Here is a 17,243-nt window from a genome sequence, read left to right as displayed (position 1 = left end):
ACGGCGTCCGTGATGTCCTCGCCCAGATACGATTCCGCGTCCCTCTTCAGTTTCATCAGCACCCGGGCACTGATCTCCTGCGCGCTGTATTTCTTGTCGTCGATCGCCACATGCCAGTCGGTGCCGATCTCCCGCTTCACCGAGCGCACTGTCCGGTCGACGTTCGTCACCGCTTGGTTCTTGGCGGGCTGGCCGACCAGCACCTCACCGTTCTTCGCGAACGCCACCACCGACGGTGTCGTGCGCGCACCCTCCGAGTTGGCGACCACCACCGGGTCGCCGCCCTCCAGTACACACACCACCGAGTTCGTGGTCCCCAAATCGATACCCACCGCGCGAGCCATGACCGCCTCCAGCACCACACCGGGCGGGTGTGGCGCTTCGGCCGATTCGCTCGGCATCACACCCACCGAACTCGAGTGTTATCGACTCAATTTTCCCCCCGGTAGAAATCGAGGTCAAGGCGAAGAATTGAGCGTAGAACGCTCAACATTCTGCGTGTTTGCTCGGCGTCACAGCACCACCACCTCGATCTCCTCGACGAACTAGCCACCGGAGACCGCGCCGCCGCTCGCGCCCGGCAACGCCGGCGTCTATCGGCCGCGCAGCCCGATCGGGTTGCCGTCGGCATCGGCGAGCACGCAAATCCGCGTCTCGGGTGCGACTTGACGTGGCGCGTTGCGCTCGGTTGCGCCGGCGGCAAGCAGAGTTTCGCGTGTCGCGTCGAGATCCTCGACGTCGGCGAAGGCAACCGGTCCGGCGGTCTCGTCACCTGGATTCAGGGCGACCTCGAAGCCGTCCACGTTATACCCGACGTAGTAGGACTCGTCGGTGTGAGGTGCGCCGAGCAGCGCGGTGTAGACCGCCTTGGCGGCGTCCAGGTCGGACACGGGGATCACCAGGCTGCGGATCGTGGGGCTCATGTTCGTCTCCTCGGGCTACGGCGGTCATCGGCGACCGCCTCGTCGGCGATGGCAACCACGCTATGTGCGCGCGAGGGCTGGCGCTTCTCGATTCCTGACCGTTCTGCCACGGCGTGGTCCGCCACAGCGTATCGACGCACGCAGGCTCCAGTGACGTTTCGGCCGGCCGTTCGGCGTGGTCGCTGATCCGCCACCCCTTTGAGGTGGCGGATCGTCCACCCGTTCACCGCCTTTGATGCTCTGACCCCGGAACCCGTCAGGGAACTCGCTATCGGTGTTACCTTGAGCCCTGTGTGTGGCGGTCGGCAATCCTCGCGGCGGCGCACGGCGCTGCTCACCGTGCTCGCGGTGATCGCCGCCGAGCTGATGGTCCTGCGGATCGGCCACATTGCCGCGGCGCTCGATGTGCACGAGACGCTCCCGGCGCCCGGTGCCGACGCGCTCGCGCGGCGCCGCACGCCGGGGCGCGGTGCCGTCGGTACACCGCTGTCCCTGCCGGGCCGCGCCCGGGCACCGTCATCGACCTCGGCCGTGTCCCCCATGCCCGTGCGGAACAGCACGTGTGTGCTGCGGGTGTGACCGACCGGCACCGGCTACCGTCCCATCATCGGATCTGACGCCACAGCCACCCTCTCGTGACCGCCACGGGCACGCGCGCCACACCTCTCCCCCGACCGTGCCGCGTGGCCCGATTATCGTTCCAGCACCGGTAGATTCGTTCCGGTGCGCCCCGTCGGAATGAGGTGCCGTAATTGCATTCCAGGACCGTTCTCAAACTCGCCGGCGCCACCGTGGCCGCGGGGGTAATGCTGGCAGGGGTGATGTTCCCTGTCGCCGCCGGGCTGGGGTACGCATCCAACCGTGCCGCCGACAGCGTCGGTAATTCCTCAGCCGAACTGGCCGACGGAGTGGTGCCGGCTGTGACGACCATGACCGACATCACCGGGAACCCGATCGCCTGGCTGTACGACCAGCGCCGATTCGAGGTTCCCAGCGACCAGATCTCCAACGAGATGAAACTGGCGATTCTCTCCATCGAGGACAGACGGTTCGGCGAACATCAGGGGGTGGACTGGCAGGGCACGATGCGGGCGTTCTTCACCAACACCACCAGCGGTCAGATCGAACAGGGTGCCTCGACCATCAATCAGCAGTACGTGAAGAACTATTTGTTGCACGTAGTCGCCAAGACCGACGCCGAACGCCGTGCCGCGATCGAGACCACGCCGGTCCGCAAGATCCGGGAGATCCGGATGGCGATGACCCTCGATCAGGAACTCTCCAAAGAGGAAATTCTCACCCGGTATCTGAACCTGGTGCCGTTCGGCAACGGTTCCTTCGGGGTGCAGGACGCCGCCCGCACGTACTTCGGCATCGACGCCAAGGACCTGAACCTGGCGCAGTCGGCGATGCTCGCGGGCATGGTGCAGTCCAGCTCCGCGCTCAACCCCTACACCAACCCCGAGGGGGTGTTCGAGCGCCGCAATGTCGTTCTCGACACCCTGGTCGTAAATGTTCCGGATCGGGCCGCCGAGATCCGCGCCCTGAAGGAAACGCCGCTCGGGGTGCTCCCGAAACCGAACAACCTGCCCCGCGGATGCATCGCCGCCGGCGACCGCGGGTTCTTCTGCGACTACGCGTTGCAGTACCTCCAGACCGCCGGGCTGTCCCGGGAGCAACTCGAAAAGGGCGGATACCTGATCCGCACCACCCTCGATCCGGCCGTGCAGGGATCGGTGAAGGCGGCGGTGTCCACCTACGCCGACCCGAAACTCCCGGACATCGCGAGCGTGATGAACGTCGTGCAGCCCGGGCAGGACCAACACCGGGTCCTGGCCATGGCGGGCAGCCGCAACTACGGCCTGGACGCAGCCGCCGCGGAGACGGTGCAGGAGTTGCCCTATTCACTGTCCGGGCACGGCGCCGGATCGGTATTCAAGGTCTTCACCACCGCAGCAGCCATGGAGAAGGGGTTGCGGCTCAACGCGATCCTCGACGTGCCCGGACGGTTCGACGCCCGCGGGATGGGTGACGGCGGTGCCCCCGGGTGCCCGGCGGCGACCTACTGCGTACAGAACGCCGCCCCGTATCCGCGGGCACTGTCGGTCACTGATGCCCTCGCCCAGTCCCCGAACACCGCGTTCGTGAAGCTTCTCCAGGCCACCGGGGTGGATGCGACGGTGGACATGGCAGTGCGCCTCGGCATGCGGTCCTACACCGAACCGGGCACCTCCGGGTTCGGGGACCAGAGCCTGGCCGACATGCAGAAGGACCAGAATCTGGGGTCGTTCACCCTCGGCCCGGTGTGGATCAATCCGCTCGAACTGTCGAATGTCGCCGCGACCCTGGCCTCACACGGCAAGTGGTGCCCACCGACCCCGATCGACTCCATCGTCGACCGCGAGGGCAGGCCGGTCCCCCTCACCCAGCAAGCCTGCGAGCAGGTCATCGATCCCGGCCTGGCCGACACCCTGTCCAACGGGCTCAGCAAGGACGACCTGCCCGGTGGCACGGCGTCGGCGGCGGCCGCCGCCGCGGGGTGGAAGCTGCCGATGTCCGGCAAGACCGGGACCACCGAATCGCACATGTCGTCGGCCTTCATCGGGTACACCAACAACCTGGCCGGCAGCGTCTACGTATTCGGGGACTCACCGACTCCAGGACAGATTTGCACCAGCCCGCTGCGCTCGTGCGGGGACGGCAACCTGTTCGGAGGCACCGAGCCGGCCCGCACCTGGTTCACGGCGATGATGCCGATTGCGAACAACTTCGGCCCCACCACCCTGCCTCCGATCGACCCGCGCTACGCCCGTTGACCGGAGGGCCGGCGGGCGGTCCCTCCAGCGCTCTTGTGCAGATGGGAGAACACTGACGGCGAGCAGGATCTCACCTGCCTCCTTGTGTAACGCGGGCGGGTGCCCGTGCGGTAACGCAATTGCCTCACCGGCCGCGTCGGTCGTGTTTCGCGCCGGTGGGGTCTCTCCCCGGGTGGAGACGCGGATCTCGACTCGGTCGGCAAACCCACGCGCACATCGACTTCCAGCAGTGCGTGTGCGCTCGGTCAGGCGTTTTCCTTGCGGAAGGTACGGGTTCCCCACCACACCGCGGCGACGAACAACACCACCGCCCACGCGGTTCCCCACACAATCGCGGAGTTCGCGAAGTCACCGATGAACGAATCCCGCACGGCGTCGACGACATGGCGGATCGGCATGAAATCGCTGGCCGTCTGCAACCAGGCAGGACCGATCGTCATCGGCAACAGAATTCCGGACAATAGCAACACCGGCATCATCACCATGTTGATCACCGGAGCCATCACGTCTTCGCTCTTGGTGGTCAAGGCGAATGCATTCGACGCCGCCGCACAGGCCCCGCCGAGCAGCAACGTGAGCAGCACCCCGAACACGATGCCCCGCAACGACGCCTCCATACCCATCACGAAGCCGAGCAACACCAAGATGATCGCTTGCACGAACAACTGGAGCAGGTCCCGACCCAGTCGCCCGACCAGTAGCGCGGTGCGACTGGCCGGAGTCACCCGCTCCGCCTCGATAACGCCCTCCCGCCACTCCCCGATCAGGCTGAATCCGGCGAAGAACGCACCGAAGATCCCCAACTGCACCAGCATGCCCGGCACGAAGAACGTGTACGCGTTGTCCACCCCGAACTGACCCACCAGCGGAGTCAGCAACGGCCCGAACAGCAATAGGTACATCACCGGCTGCAGCAGACCGATGATCACCCAGGCGGGGTTGCGCAGATTCATCCGCAGCTGGCGCCGGAAGACGATGAAACTCTCACGGACGAACGTCATCGGCCTGCTCCTGGAGTGGTCAGTGCGGGGGTGGGGGTGGACTCGGATTCAGGGTCCCCGGTAGCGGCATCGGAGGCGGCGGTGTCGGCGTCGCGCAGGGACCGACCGGTCAACGTCAAGAACACGTCGTCGAGGGTCGGCCGATGCACCTCGATCGAAGCCAGGGTCACGTCGGTGCGGTCGAGGTCGCGCAGCAGTCCCGGGATCGCGCGCCCGGCACGCTGGACCCGACCACGGACATGATGGCCGTCCACCTCCACACCGGCCAGACCGTGCCGCGGCGCCTCGGCGATCGTGCCCAGCTTGTCTCTCACCAGCGGCACCATGTCGAGGTCGGCAATTTCGAGGTCGACGAGATCGCCGGCGACCTGCGCCTTGAGGTTCTCCGCGGTGTCCGAGGCAACGATCCGACCACGGTCGATGATGATGATCCGGTCGCTGAGGGTGTCGGCCTCGTCCAGGTAATGGGTGGTGAGGAAGACCGTCGCACCACGGCGGGTCCGCAGCTCGGAAATGTGCTCCCACAGGTTCGCCCGCGCCTGAGGATCCAGGCCCGTCGTCGGCTCGTCGAGGAACATCAGGCTCGGCTCGTGAATCAGGCCCATGACAATGTCGAGTCGGCGTTTCTGCCCACCCGACATCGTCTTCGGCATCCGTTCCCACAGCCCGTCCAGCTGCAATTGCGAAAACAACTCTCTGCCGCGGGTTTCGACCTCCCGCCGGGAGCGGCCGTAGAGCATGCCGTGATCCATCACCTCCTCCCCCGCCCGGGCGCCGCTGAAGACCCCACCGCTCTGGGAGACGTAGCCGATGCTCCGCCGCACCTGCGTGGATTCGCGGACCACGTCGTATCCGGCGACCGTGGCCTCGCCTGCGGTCGGCCGCAGCAGGGTGGTCAGCATCCGCAACGTCGTGGTCTTCCCCGCCCCGTTGGGTCCGAGGAACCCGACGACCTCCCCCTCGGCGACATCGAGATCCACCCCGTCGACGGCGCGGACTTCCGATTTCTCCCGCCCATGGCGGGTATGGAAGGTTTGGACGAGCCCACGTGCACGAATCACGACAAGCACTCTCCTCGAGGTCGGTCAGGCCAGTATTCAAAGGTGACGGGTCGGGGCACAACCCGTTTTCGTTCTCTGCGTGATACAGACTCCTTCCGCGCACAGAACTAAGTGGTGCGGTCCGCGGGGACACCCGCCCAGGAAGCCGGCACGCTTGCCCGCCGCGTCCCCGGCGGAGCGGCCGGTGTGTGAGGGTCCGAGGGCAGCAGGCAAGAGAAACGCTCCGACAGACGTTCCGTCATCGAGGCACCGGGCGGGCTACTCGGCAATTATGTTTGAGGCATGAAGGCCTTCCTCGTCCTGCTGTCGGTGGTGCTCGCCCTCGTCGTGGTGGGCTGCTCCGGCAAGGACGACCCACCATCGACGGGCGGTGACACCGCCGGCACCAAGATCGAGATCGGCGGCGGCGACGCGTTGCAGTGGGGCGACGGCGAGTACGGAGTGGTGCTGGCCCACGGTGCCGTCTTCGACGCCGCCAGCTGGGAGGATCAGGCCACAGCAATCGCCGACCAGGGTGCCACTGTCGTCGCCGTCGAGGACATCGCGCCGGAGTCGATCGCGGCCGCCGTCGCGAAGCTCCAGGACGACGGGCACGCCGACGTCGCGCTGGTGGGCGGAAGTGCGGGCGCCGATGCGATCCTGCAACTTGCCTCCCAGCAGCCCGACCTCCCTGATCAGCTGGTGCTGCTCTCCCCCAACCGGGTTGTCGACGGCCTCGGCGGGGAGCCCAAGCTGTTCATCGCCAGCGAGGACGAGCCCGTCGCCCACGTGTCGCAGCAGCTCGCCGACGGCTCACCAGGCGTCGACAACGAGGTGATCCTTCTGCCGGGCTCCGCCCACGCGCAGAACATCTTCGCCGGCGAGAGCGGTGACGCGGCACTGCAAGCGATCCTCGAGCGGCTGGCCAACTGAGGACCTTCCGGCCAGGCAACGGCCCCCGAACTGGGAATTCGTCAGATCGAGACCTCCCAAGAGGACCATGCCTCGGTTGGGCATCGCAGGCCGTACCTAGAGAACTCGGGTCGATAACTGCGCGGCTGCGGCAGGTGGATCGGTGCCTCGTCCGACCGATGATTGCGACGGGTCCTACATCGGGTACTTCGAGACCCCGACGGACGCCTTCGGGAACTCGTATTCAACGCCCACACCGAGGCGGCCGCGTCACCTGAATAGCCGCCGAACTCGGACGGCGGCCGTTGCGCGCGACTGGCGGCTGCGTTCGGGCGTGCTCGCCGAGCGGACCCCGGGCGCGATCACGAGAAACGGCGTGCGGTGACTGCGCCGTGGGCCTGTGACCGGTCCCCGTTCGTGTGTGCGTCTCGATCACCTCGAAGCCGGCCGTGACCAGCTTCTGGCTGAGTTCAGCCACTGGCCATCGATAGGCAGTGGTTACGGCGTGGTCGAAAGTCCCCACGGTGGCTCCTTCGAAGAAGCCCACCAACAACCCGCCGCCCGGCCGAATCACGCGCGCGAACTCGGCGAGCGGAGTCTGGATGTCCTGCGGACTGTGGTGAATGAGCGAGTACCAGGAAAGAACACCACCCAGTGATTCCGTCTCGGCGTCCAATGCTTCGAAGCCGCCGGCTTCGAACGAGAGGTCTGGATACTGCATACGAGCTCGTTCGACGAACTCAGGAACAAGATCGATCCCGCTCGCAGCCAGTCCGCACTCGGCCAAGAAGTCTGTCCACTGCCCCGGACCACACCCGGCGTCGAGCACGGGACCGGTCAGGGTGGCGGCCCAGCTGCTCACCAGGGCCCGATCTGATGGGTGTGTCGAAGTCACGGAGCCAAAGAGGTCCACGTACTCCCGAGATCTGGCCGAGTATGACCCTCGGACGGTGTCGCCTGGTCGGGCGCTCGTGTTCGCCATGCCGTCAATGATCGTCGATGGCGTGCCCCATACCATCCATCCACTGACTACATCCTCCGGCGAGTCGTATCCCGGACTGCCAAATCTCACCCGACGGGGTACGGCCCCGTACCCTCCACGTTAAACGGTCCCCTGGACGGACCTCAATGGCCGGTTCGGGGCGGTTTTCGTCGAGTTGGGCGAGGTCGGCGGGATCCCGTGCGTGCCGTCGACCTCGCAGCGCGGACGCGCGGCCAGGACAGCTGTACGCATTAAATACTCTGGTAGACAGTACTTTTCGAAGCACCGAAACGGACCTCATGTCACCAGAACGTCCGGTATTGCATTCGATGACCGATCCGCCGACCGAGGAGGCGCGCGCCGTGGCGTACGCCGTGCCGTCCTATGACGACCAGTACTGCCCGGAAGGCTTCGGCGAGGGCACTGGTGCTGCGGTTACGCTGGACGACTACGGATTCGGTTTCGACTACCGCTGGTCGCGTCCGACGAGTCGACCCCCGCTCCGCAAGGGATCGGGGGCCGTTCGCGTCATCCAGCGTGTCGGTTCGGTCAGGTGAGCACAGCGGCGGGTGCGCCGCCCGGTGCGCCGGTGACTGCATACACGGCGCGTCGGCGTAGTCGGTGACGTACAGAGTTCCGCCGGTGTCCGGGTCGGGATCGACGAGCAGGAATCGGTAGGGTCCGTACGACCGGGAGGTCGAGCCGTCCGGGTCGGTCACGAAGGTCCCGAGGACGGCGTATGTCGCGGCATCGACCACCGAGACGGTCCGGCCGTCCGCGCCGGAGACATACAGCAGATCGCCGTCCGCGCTGATCGCCACGTCTTGTGCTCCCTCGGGCAGCCGGACCGTCGCGAGCTGGGTCCCGTAGGTGGTACTGGACGGGTCGACGTCGATCACCGCGACGACCTCGTATCCGCCCGTCACACGCCAGAGCCGTCCGGTGTTGTCGGTGATGAACGATCCGGTGCCGCCGCCGCTGGCGCGCTCCACCGTGCTGACGTGGTACGTGGCATAGGCCCGGGTGCCGTCCGCGTTGACAGCGACACTGCTGGTGACATCGGTGAACTCGCTGCTCGAGCGGGTGAGGTCCCACACAGGTCCGACGGTGACCTCCGCCGTCCCGGTCATGGATTCGGTGTCGATCACGGTAACGGACGCGCCGCTCGTGCCGTACAGGTGACGGCCGTCCTCGCTGACGGCCAGATCGGTGACGTATCCGAGGGGCTGCGAGGTCACGACTCTGTTCGTGGCGGTGTCGATGACCGACACCGTGCCGTCCTCACCGCTGCCTCCGACAACCCTGGTGGCGCGTCGGACTGGATCGTGCCTCACCCGAAGGTCTTCCAGCGATACCGATCGGTACGTGCAGGGTGGGCACAGCCTCTGTGAACCCTGCACGACAGCAGGCCCTGTCGTCAGCCCTCCGGCTTCGGTGTCACCACGAAGTCGTAGGGGGCCATGGGGCCCAGGATGCGCATGGTGACCCGGTCCTCCCAACGCTCGGCCAGGTCGCCGACCGTCCGTTCGAGTTCGTCTTGCCGGTCGACCTCGAAGAGGACCGCGAGCTGGACGGCGTCCTCGTCGTGGGTGGGTTCGCGGACGGTGACGGTGTCGGTCAGCGGTGACAGCGCGCCGAGGGTGGTGCGGGTATCCGCGTCCCGTTTGGCCTCGAGGGCGTGGCCGATGATCTCCCCCAGAGCAATCCGGGCATCCCGGGTGAGTTCATCAGGCTGGTCGCGGATCGTCTCGAGCAGGGAGGAAGCCTCCGGGCTCTCGTCGACGATCTCCCGAACGATGGCCTCGTCGACGTAGCGGCCCTTCACCATGTACTGAGCAAAGCCCTCGAGCTCATTCAGGGCGGAAGCGAACTCGCCCTCGTGTTCGGCGAGCAACTCGTTGACTACCGCATCGCGATCGGACACGACGGCACCGAACCGCAGCGGCAGCACCGGGGCGACGTGCGCGGTGCCGTCGAGGATGTGGGCGTGGGCCTGCAGATCCGCGGGGGTGCCCAGTCGTTGGTTCGGGTCGATCTCGCTGACCAACGCCGCGATGTCGCCGTGGGTGACAATCTCGATCGGGGCATCGTGGACACCGGTGGCGTCCTCTTCGGGTTGCACGTCCGTGGGCACGATGCCGTACACGTAGATCACGGCCGACGGAGCCGCCTCTTCGATGTCGGTGTCGTCGGCGGAGGTCATTTCCGCCTCCGGCGGGGTGCGGGTTCGCGTTCGCTTCCCGATCCGCTGAGCAGCTCACCAAGCGTCTCCCCCACGCCCTCGAGGACGCCCTTGGTCTTGGACTTCGTGCTGCCGCTGCCCTTGACGTCGGACACGAGATCGGACAGGCCCTTCGGTTCACTGCCGATCGCGAGTCGGTTCGCCGCCTCGGCGAAGCGCAGGTAGGTGTCGACGCTGGCGACCACGATGCGGGCGTCGATGGTGAGCAGTTCGATACCGACGAGCGAAACCCGCACGTAGGCGTCGATGACCAGGCCCTTGTCCAAGATGGTGTCGATGACGTCGGCCAGGCTGCTCGAGCTCGGACCTCCCGCTGTGGTCATTGCTTCGCTCCTCGCTCCCCTGCTGCCGCCTGTCCCGAACCTTCGTGTGCGGTCGGCTCGGCGCCGCGGCCAGCTCGCCCGCGGGCATACCCGAAACGGAGGCCCGCGCGAACTACCCGACTACCCGGAACGGCCGGAGTTCAATCCACCAAAGACCGCTGGGGACTGGGTCATTCGGCGCGTCTGCCATTTGCGAAACGGTCCGACCGGTCGGCTCCTCGGCCAGGGCTCCCACCACATTCTCGAGCTCTTCCTGCCGGGCGACCTCGACAAGAACGGCCACCCGCGCCGCATCCTCCTCGTGCGTGGGTTCCCGCACATTGACCAAACCGGCCAACGACGTGAGCGCCTCGACGACCTTCGCGGTGTCTTCGTCCCGCTGGGCCACGATGGCGTTGCTCACGATCTCGCCGAGCGCCATCCGGGCATCGCGGGTGGCGTCCTCGGGCTGATCGCGGAGGGTGTCCCGCAGATCGCTTGCCTGGGCGTTCTCGTCGATTACCTCACGCAGGATCGCCTTCTCGACGTGCCCCTTCACGACGTACTGCGCCGACCCTCCAATTCCTGCAAAGCCGCGGCGAACTCGTCGGCGTGCGCCGCGAGCAGCTCCTCCTCGACGGCGGTGTCATCGGTCATGACCGCTCCGAATCGAAGCGGGAGGACCGGTGCGACACCCGACGTGCCGTCCAGCAGGTGCGCGTGGGCTTGGAGGTCCTCGGGTGTGCCGAGGGGTCTGTCCACCGAAATCTCTGACGAGCCGTCCTGGCCGGGGTGTTCCTCGACGGCCGCCCGAGCAGCCTCGTCGGTCACCCCGGTACCGGGGTGATCGTCGCCGCGGTTGCGGCGGTACTGGTGGCAATCGCGCTACTGGCACTGGCCGTCGCGTCGCGTCGCGTCGCAGGATGAGGGCAGCACCGTGGGGTCGACCTCGGTCCCGTCGCCGTCCGCTCCTGCCCCGAGCAGCAGCCTCGCCCCTGCAGCGACGCCGCGGCCACGATGTTCAGCTCCGAACCGATCGCCCCGGCACTGGAAATTGTCGCGCCGACCGACAACTCACCGGGCGGAAGCGTGGGGGACGGGAACCAGGGAAACGGAAATGGGGGCAACGGCAATGGCGGCCGGAACGGCGGCGGAAACTGAAATCACGAGGAGTGGGTGTCGCCGCTTCCTCGGGGTGCCCGGATGGTCAATTGGGCCCCTGACGGCACTGGCGCTCGGGATCACACTCCACAGGCGATCACCTCACGATCGTCGCGCTGACATATCCCCACCCGTCCGCCGAAATTAACCATCCACCAATTGGTTCGGCCCGCCGCCGCGCTTCCGCCATCGAGGAGCACCAGGGGTCCTCGAATCTCATCGATCTCCTTCACCAGGCGCGCGCCACCCGGACCACCGGACGCACTCGGCGGATGTCACCAGTGGCCGAGATTGCCTTGCCAGAGCGCCACGATGATGTACAGCGCAACAGCCAGCGGGTAATACAGATTGATCATCACCGATCACCTTCACGCGGGGCCTCTCGACATCGCCTCACCCCACCCGAATCGGGTACCCCAGTCGATGCGGCAGTACGCCCGCCGTCACGTGTATGACGCCCGCGAATGCAGGCAGTGTTCGCGGCCCCGGCGCAGCGCTCGACGGCCGGCTCGATCAACGCGACGCTTCCTCGAGCACACCCGGGACATCGGCCACGCCGCTCACCTCACGGGTGAATCCCGCCGCCGCGGGGCACGAGTTCGAACCACGCGCTCGCTCCGCCGCGCACATGCGGATCCGGGTAGCACAGGGCGAGGCCCTGCGCATCGAACGCGGTGAACCACTCCTGCCAGGAGATGTGCTCGAGCGCGCCGGGGCGGATCGCGGCAAAGTCGATATGCAGGGTGCCTGCGGTGGCGGTGGTCGCCGCCGTTCGTGCCGGTACGCCGTGATGCGCCTGAATCCACTCGCGGATCTCGTCGTGATCGGTGGTGATGTGCTGGTGTGAGGTCATCGGATTGGTCCTGGTTGGGGGCAGCCGTACAGGGGTGTTGCCTCGGATCGGTTGTCGGGTTACCCACGACAGCGCGACTTGAATCCAACCCCGGGTTCGCGGCGCGCTCCGAGCTGGACCCGTGTTTTCCGCATCAAGAATCCCCAGGCTGCCCACAAGGACATATCGATCAAGTTACGATCCGCGGCGTGACCCTCGGCGGTCTCACGATGGCCCTTCTCCGGTTCCCCTACCGGCTGCTGCGCGTGCCCCTCCAACTGGTCGAGGTATTCGCAATCCCACCTCGATGAGCAGGCACCCACTCGGCTCGCCTACGAGCGGTTCCTCATCGGCTGCGACCGCGCCGCCGCCTACCTGCTGGGCGACGAGAACGCGGCCCGCCGCGCCGGCGCCCTGACCCGACACACCTTCGCCGTCCATCTGCTGTTCGCCCGCGAGCATCACCGGATCCGACACCGGGCCCGATCCCTGCTCGACGAGCAGCGGGACCGCTTCTACGCGCGACGACACCACCGGCCGCACGGAAGCGATCCCTCCTGAGCCACCGTTCGTTCCGTCGACAGTTCTGGGTCGGACGACTACGACGAGCTCAACGTCGCCCGGGCGGTCACCGCAGTCCAGGAACTCACCGAACCGGGCGACGTGCGGGTGATCGTCGCGTAGAGAAGGCACACAAGAACCGGCACGGCGTCGTCTCTGCAGCCCAGACCCGGCTGGCCGCCATCGCGCACGAGGTGACCGGCCTCGAGTAGGCGACGCGAACCGAACAGCACCATCCGGACAGCCGTGGGCCTTAGTTTGCGCCGATTGGGGCGCATGAGCCACGGCCCCGTTCGAACCGCGCAAAGCCCTCGTCGATCACGCCGCCAGGGAGGTCCTCTTGCGAGTTGGTCGAACTCTCATCCGACAACGATGAGTACGCCGACCACCGCGACCACGAGTGCCGAGGCGCCGACGCCGCAGTTGTAGTCGACTTCGAGCGGAAGATGCTCGCTCATCTCCGTGCGCGGCGGCGCCCCGCCGCATCGGGCGCAGGCCAGTAACCGACGCGATCGCGGCCTTTACCCGAAGGTCGGTGCGTTTCCGCCGTCCCACAGTTGCTCGGTCACGTCCTGGAAGCAGACGAGCAGCACCGGGTCGTCCGCCCGTGTCAGCACGGACTTGCTGATCGCCGCCCGCACGGCAGAACCGTCTCGGTGCGTGAGCGTCACGATCGTCCCCGCCGACTGTTGCAGATCCTCTGCGACCGGCCGCGGAGGGGACGCCGTCGGGAGCAGATCGCGCATCGATCGCCCCGAGAGCGCATCGTGCGGATACCCCAACATGGCCTCGAACGCGCGATTGACATGCACGACGTGACCGTCGCGGTCGAGGGCGAGCACCGGCACCGGAAGCCGTTCCAGCAGCACCAGCGCGGGAAGTCCTTCGAGGTAGCCCAGTGCGGTATCCGGATCCGCACGTCGTCTCTCCATAATGATGTATCGAGGGTGCGGCCTCGCCGTTACTCCCGACGCTGGAACACCGGCAGCGGCTGCGACCCCTCGATCGGGCCACGTCGACACCCTGACGCCGCCCAGTCCGTCGTCGCGGCCGAGTGTGGGAGGAGCGACTCGGGCTCGCCTTCGACGACCCCGGCAGGCCGCCATGCCAGTACACCGACTTGTCGGCCGGCCGGCGAAGTCGATGCAGCTTCGTCCCGCCGCGCGACGGGCCGAAAGCCCCATTCAGCGCCCCCCCTGGGACCAATTGTTTTCGAATTCAACATATTTCACGGCCCACGCTCCCGATGAATCCCTGCTCATCGTTGGACTGGTCGAGACGTTCCTCGAGACGCCCGGTGCTGTGGGCGCTGTCAGGGCTGCGGGAACTCGACGTGGTCGGGGAGTTTGTCGCGCATCTGGTCCACCTACTGCTCGATCCGGTCGACGGCACTGTCGTCGTTCAGGACGGTGACCACGCCGGCGCGAAGGCGATCGAGATGACGATCGCCAGCGCGCTCAGCACGAGGCCGGCGATCGCCACACCCTTCCCCGTGATCCCACCCGGCGGGCCGCCCGCACACCGAGGATCAACCCGATGATGCCCAGGACCAACCCGACCGGGGACAGGATCACGATCAGCACACACGAACGCGGCCACCCCGACCGCGAGCGCGAACGCCGCGGCCGCGCGGGTTCGGGCGGGCTTGGTCACCACCCGCTCCTCCACAGCGATCGGGCGGTCGTCGACGACGGGCTCCATCCGCCGCGGGTCATCATCGCGTCCCGGGCCGGTCAGTGGTCTGCTTATCGCTTACCTCCGTGTCGTCGAACCGCCGCATTCGGTGCGGGCGGCACACCCACCCCTCGCTGCTCGGTATGCCACCCACAACGTATGCCCAGGTCACGGGTGTTCCAATCCGACGAGCCGGCCACCGGGTGGCCGTCACCATGGGCGGCGGTTTCTACTGGGCGTGGGAAGAAGCCACCGAGCCGACGCCCGCACGGACCTGGCCGCCGTTCCGGTCCTCGTCAGGCTCATGTAGCGGCGGGGGGTAATTATCCGTTCGCCGGTCCAACTCCGACACGGGGCGGTCTCCCCGATACGTGTCCGAGACCGCGGAATCGGGATGACCACGCACCGCATCCGTCCCATCGCTACCGCACCGAACCGCCTCGGCGCACCGCGCCGCGCTGAGGATCCAGCTCGGCCCTGCCGGTCATTCCCCTAGGGCGATCCCGTCATCCGGTCGATGAGCGCCTGTTGCGCCTGCTCCTCCTCTTCGGCCGTGATTTCACCCCGCGCACGGGCCACTTCGAGTTCCTCGAGTGCGCGGCGGATGGCCGCCGGATTGTGCATTTCCTCCTCGACCTGCCGTTGGATCAACTCGGCAGCGAAATCACACCCTTCACAACGTGATGATGAATGACAGCAGTCCCATGGTTCAGCCCTGCCCCGTCGGATTCTGTGTGACCACGAAGTCGTAGGCGGCCATGGGCCCGAGCAGCTTAATCTCGACCCGGCCGTCCCACTCCTGGGCCAGTTCCCCGATTGCCTGTTCGAGTTCGTCCTGCCTGTCCACGTCGGCGAGCACCGCCACCTGCACGGCCTCTTCCTCGTGCGTGGGTTCGCGGCGGTTGACGGAGTCGATGAGGCCGCCCAGGGCCTCGACCGTCTTGCGGGTGTCTTCCTCGCGCTTGCCGGCGATCGCGTTGTTCACCAGTTCCCCGAGCGCCATCCGCGCATCGCGGCCGGCGTCCTCCGACTTGTCCCGGATCTCATCACGCAACTGCGCCGCCTGCTCGTTCTCGTCGAGGATCTCCCGCAGGATCGCCTGCTCCACATATCTGCCCTTGACCACGTACTGGGCCTTTCCCTCCAATTGTTCGAGGGCCGCCGCGAACTCGTCCGCATGTGCCGAGAGCAGTTCCTCCTTCACGGCGTCGGCGTCGGTGAGCACCGCACCGAACCGCAGCGGCAGCACCGGCGCCACCCCGGCCGTCCCGTCCAGCACATTCGCATGGGCTCGGAGGTCTTCGGGTTTGCCGATCGGACGGTCCACGGACATTGCGCTCACCAGTGCGGCGATGTCACCGTCCGTGACGATGTCCACCTTCCCGTCCGCGACCCCGGTCGCGTCGTCCCCAGGTTCGACGCCGGCCGGGACGATGCCGTAGACGTACACCCCCGCCGTCTGGTTCTTGTCCGACTTCTCTGTGTTCCCGCTCTTCTGGTTCTTCGCCTGCTCCGATGTAGCCATCACCTGTCACCTCGAGTCGACTTGCGCGACACCCGTTCCCGTTCCGGTTCCTCTTGCCCGCCCAGCAGGCCGCCGAGCTTCTCTTCGATGGCGCTCTTCGTCTTCGACTTCGCAATCTTTTCCGTCCCGCCCGACACCAGATCGGACAGTCCCTTCGGCTCGCTGCCGATCGCGAGCCGGTTCGCCGCCTCCGCGAACCGCAGGTAGGTGTCGACACTGGCGACGACGATGCGGGCATCGATGGTCAGCAGTTCGATGCCGACCAGCGAGACCCGCACGTACGCGTCGATGACCAGGCCCTTGTCCAAGATGGTGTCGATGACGTCGGCCAGGCTGCTCGAACTCGGCCCACCCGCTGTGGTCATGCTCGTGCTCCTTGCTCCCCCGCTATCGCCCCTCCGGCACCGCCGGTGTGCGGGCGGCTCGGCGACGTGTGGCGGTACCCGGTCGTTCCTCGGCCCGCTCTGCGCTCTCGCCGTCGCCTCGTCCAGCTCGCCCCTGTGGCACACCCGAAGTGGAGAGGTAAGTGCGGACTACCGGACTACCGGACTACCCGGAACTCCGGAAGTTCAATCGATCAAAGACCGCCAGGGACTGAGTAATTCGACGAATACACCCCTGCTCGAAACGGTCCGACCGGTCGGCTCCTCGGGTGCCCGTTGGCCTGTTCCGACGTCGACATCACTTGTCCCCGCGAGTGGACTTGCGTGAAACCCGTTCGCGCTGAGGTTCTTCCTGTCCGCCGCCGAGGAGGTCGCCGAGCTTCTCGCCGGCGGCCCCGAGTGCGCCCTGGGTTTTCGATTCAGCGTCGCCCTCGCCGCCCCCAGCCAGGTCCGTCAGCCCCTTGGGCTCGCTGCCGATCTCGAGCCGGTTCACCGCTTCCGCGAACCGCAGGTAGGTGTCGACGCTGGCGACGACAACGCGGGCGTCGATCGTCAGTAGTTCGATACCGACCAGCGAGACCCGCACGTACGCGTCGATCACCAGGCCCTTGTCCAAGATGGTGTCGATGACGTCGGCGAGACTGCTCGAGCTGGGTCCACCGGCCGTGGTCATGCGCGTGCTCCTGTCCTACGCCGCGGCGTTGCCTTCTTTGCAGGGGTCTTTTTTGCCGGGGTCTTCTTCGCTGGGGTCTTCTTTGCGGGGGTCTTCTTCGCGGCGGCCTTCTCGGGGGCCTTCTTTGCCGCGACCTTCCGGGGACGACGCCGGCGCGGCTCGGGCTCCTCCTCCGGCTCCTCCTCCTCGTACTCCCCGGTCTCGTCCTCCGGCTCC

General features: G+C 66.8%; 16 protein-coding genes and 6 pseudogenes. 5 read left to right on the top strand and 17 right to left on the bottom strand.

What is annotated here, in order from left to right:
• Positions 1–344: Hsp70 family protein (locus AZG88_RS25730; protein WP_156517621.1), on the bottom strand; the 344-nt coding region annotated here is incomplete at its 3' end.
• A 249-nt stretch (positions 345–593) separates the two neighbouring features.
• A complete protein-coding gene (locus AZG88_RS25725) occupies positions 594–923 on the bottom strand; it encodes a VOC family protein (RefSeq protein WP_005241599.1) in 330 nt (109 codons plus the stop codon).
• 291 nt (positions 924–1,214) lie between these two features.
• Between AZG88_RS25725 and AZG88_RS25720 the strand changes: the two genes are divergently transcribed.
• Positions 1,215–1,502 (top strand): hypothetical protein, encoded by a 288-nt coding sequence (locus AZG88_RS25720; protein ID WP_025432506.1) that lies wholly within the window; start codon positions 1,215–1,217, stop codon positions 1,500–1,502.
• Positions 1,503–1,675: 173 nt separating this feature from the next.
• Positions 1,676–3,739: a transglycosylase domain-containing protein gene (locus AZG88_RS25715; RefSeq protein ID WP_005241597.1), complete on the top strand. Its 2,064-nt coding sequence runs from the start codon at positions 1,676–1,678 to the stop codon at positions 3,737–3,739.
• Between the two features lie 245 nt (positions 3,740–3,984).
• Here the strand turns inward: AZG88_RS25715 and AZG88_RS25710 are convergent, their stop codons facing one another.
• Entirely contained in the window at positions 3,985–4,740 is a 756-nt protein-coding gene (locus tag AZG88_RS25710; protein ID WP_061699602.1) for an ABC transporter permease, read from the bottom strand.
• Positions 4,737–5,801: a daunorubicin resistance protein DrrA family ABC transporter ATP-binding protein gene (locus AZG88_RS25705; protein ID WP_025432505.1), complete on the bottom strand. Its 1,065-nt coding sequence runs from the start codon at positions 5,799–5,801 to the stop codon at positions 4,737–4,739. Before AZG88_RS25705 ends, AZG88_RS25710 begins: the two co-directional genes overlap by 4 nt.
• 282 nt (positions 5,802–6,083) lie before the next feature.
• On the opposite strand from AZG88_RS25705, the gene AZG88_RS52880 reads away from it, so the two are divergent.
• Positions 6,084–6,713, top strand: a complete 630-nt coding sequence (locus AZG88_RS52880; protein ID WP_197487940.1) for an alpha/beta hydrolase — start codon at positions 6,084–6,086, stop codon at positions 6,711–6,713.
• Positions 6,714–7,054: 341 nt separating this feature from the next.
• Here the strand turns inward: AZG88_RS52880 and AZG88_RS25695 are convergent.
• From AZG88_RS25695 to AZG88_RS25670, 6 genes and pseudogenes are all read right to left on the bottom strand, one after another.
• Positions 7,055–7,674 (bottom strand): annotated as a pseudogene (locus AZG88_RS25695) (class I SAM-dependent methyltransferase).
• Between the two features lie 302 nt (positions 7,675–7,976).
• A complete protein-coding gene (locus AZG88_RS25690; RefSeq protein WP_231914195.1) occupies positions 7,977–8,912 on the bottom strand; it encodes a YncE family protein in 936 nt (311 codons plus the stop codon).
• A 179-nt stretch (positions 8,913–9,091) separates the two neighbouring features.
• The gene (locus AZG88_RS25685; protein WP_061699600.1) at positions 9,092–9,877 is read right to left on the bottom strand and encodes a GvpL/GvpF family gas vesicle protein; all 786 of its coding nucleotides are present in this window, start codon (positions 9,875–9,877) and stop codon (positions 9,092–9,094) included.
• Entirely contained in the window at positions 9,874–10,239 is a 366-nt protein-coding gene (gene gvpJ, locus AZG88_RS25680) for a gas vesicle protein GvpJ (protein WP_005241554.1), read from the bottom strand. The genes AZG88_RS25685 and gvpJ (AZG88_RS25680) overlap by 4 nt, the downstream gene beginning before the upstream one ends.
• Positions 10,240–10,351: 112 nt before the next feature.
• Positions 10,352–10,980 (bottom strand): annotated as a pseudogene (locus tag AZG88_RS25675) (GvpL/GvpF family gas vesicle protein).
• Positions 10,981–11,944: 964 nt separating this feature from the next.
• Positions 11,945–12,232 (bottom strand): hypothetical protein, encoded by a 288-nt coding sequence (locus AZG88_RS25670; RefSeq protein ID WP_061043242.1) that lies wholly within the window; start codon positions 12,230–12,232, stop codon positions 11,945–11,947.
• Positions 12,233–12,420: 188 nt separating this feature from the next.
• On the opposite strand from AZG88_RS25670, the pseudogene AZG88_RS54180 reads away from it, so the two are divergent.
• A pseudogene (locus AZG88_RS54180) lies at positions 12,421–12,772 on the top strand (hypothetical protein).
• Between the two features lie 36 nt (positions 12,773–12,808).
• Positions 12,809–12,984, top strand: a pseudogene (locus AZG88_RS54175) (ferritin-like domain-containing protein); the annotation flags it as partial.
• A gap of 309 nt (positions 12,985–13,293) precedes the next feature.
• Here AZG88_RS54175 and AZG88_RS25655 read toward each other — a convergent pair.
• From AZG88_RS25655 to AZG88_RS54165, 7 genes and pseudogenes are all read right to left on the bottom strand, one after another.
• Positions 13,294–13,704, bottom strand: coding sequence for a PAS domain-containing protein (locus tag AZG88_RS25655; protein ID WP_005241543.1), 411 nt, complete (start codon positions 13,702–13,704; stop codon positions 13,294–13,296).
• A 434-nt stretch (positions 13,705–14,138) separates the two neighbouring features.
• A pseudogene (locus AZG88_RS54170) lies at positions 14,139–14,521 on the bottom strand (DUF4190 domain-containing protein).
• A 417-nt stretch (positions 14,522–14,938) separates the two neighbouring features.
• Positions 14,939–15,070, bottom strand: a complete 132-nt coding sequence (locus AZG88_RS55730) for a gas vesicle protein GvpG (protein ID WP_257014449.1) — start codon at positions 15,068–15,070, stop codon at positions 14,939–14,941.
• A gap of 85 nt (positions 15,071–15,155) precedes the next feature.
• Positions 15,156–15,971, bottom strand: coding sequence for a GvpL/GvpF family gas vesicle protein (locus AZG88_RS25645; protein WP_061699596.1), 816 nt, complete (start codon positions 15,969–15,971; stop codon positions 15,156–15,158).
• A complete protein-coding gene (gvpJ, locus tag AZG88_RS25640) occupies positions 15,971–16,336 on the bottom strand; it encodes a gas vesicle protein GvpJ (protein WP_005241539.1) in 366 nt (121 codons plus the stop codon). The genes AZG88_RS25645 and gvpJ (AZG88_RS25640) overlap by 1 nt, the downstream gene beginning before the upstream one ends.
• A gap of 316 nt (positions 16,337–16,652) precedes the next feature.
• Positions 16,653–17,027, bottom strand: coding sequence for a gas vesicle protein GvpJ (gene gvpJ / locus AZG88_RS25635; protein WP_005241538.1), 375 nt, complete (start codon positions 17,025–17,027; stop codon positions 16,653–16,655).
• Positions 17,024–17,243: pseudogene (locus tag AZG88_RS54165) on the bottom strand (SRPBCC family protein); the annotation flags it as partial. The pseudogene AZG88_RS54165 and the gene gvpJ (AZG88_RS25635), both read right to left, overlap by 4 nt.

It is taken from the genome of Rhodococcus sp. LB1 (assembly GCF_001583455.1).
Lineage (GTDB): Bacteria > Actinomycetota > Actinomycetes > Mycobacteriales > Mycobacteriaceae > Rhodococcus_F > Rhodococcus_F opacus.
This window is presented reverse-complemented; position numbering and strand designations above follow the sequence as displayed.

What these genes read in the sequence shown, in the direction of transcription:
- AZG88_RS25685 (WP_061699600.1), bottom strand. Translation starts at nt 9,877, where the DNA reads ATGACCTCCGCCGACGACACCGACATCGAAGAGGCGGCTCCGTCGGCC.
- gvpJ (WP_005241538.1), bottom strand. Translation starts at nt 17,027, where the DNA reads ATGACCACGGCCGGTGGACCCAGCTCGAGCAGTCTCGCCGACGTCATC.
- AZG88_RS25725 (WP_005241599.1), bottom strand. Translation starts at nt 923, where the DNA reads ATGAGCCCCACGATCCGCAGCCTGGTGATCCCCGTGTCCGACCTGGAC.
- AZG88_RS55730 (WP_257014449.1), bottom strand. Translation starts at nt 15,070, where the DNA reads ATGCACAATCCGGCGGCCATCCGCCGCGCACTCGAGGAACTCGAAGTG.
- AZG88_RS25655 (WP_005241543.1), bottom strand. Translation starts at nt 13,704, where the DNA reads ATGGAGAGACGACGTGCGGATCCGGATACCGCACTGGGCTACCTCGAA.
- AZG88_RS25710 (WP_061699602.1), bottom strand. Translation starts at nt 4,740, where the DNA reads ATGACGTTCGTCCGTGAGAGTTTCATCGTCTTCCGGCGCCAGCTGCGG.
- AZG88_RS52880 (WP_197487940.1), top strand. Translation starts at nt 6,084, where the DNA reads ATGAAGGCCTTCCTCGTCCTGCTGTCGGTGGTGCTCGCCCTCGTCGTG.
- AZG88_RS25645 (WP_061699596.1), bottom strand. Translation starts at nt 15,971, where the DNA reads ATGGCTACATCGGAGCAGGCGAAGAACCAGAAGAGCGGGAACACAGAG.
- gvpJ (WP_005241539.1), bottom strand. Translation starts at nt 16,336, where the DNA reads ATGACCACAGCGGGTGGGCCGAGTTCGAGCAGCCTGGCCGACGTCATC.
- gvpJ (WP_005241554.1), bottom strand. Translation starts at nt 10,239, where the DNA reads ATGACCACAGCGGGAGGTCCGAGCTCGAGCAGCCTGGCCGACGTCATC.
- AZG88_RS25670 (WP_061043242.1), bottom strand. Translation starts at nt 12,232, where the DNA reads ATGACCTCACACCAGCACATCACCACCGATCACGACGAGATCCGCGAG.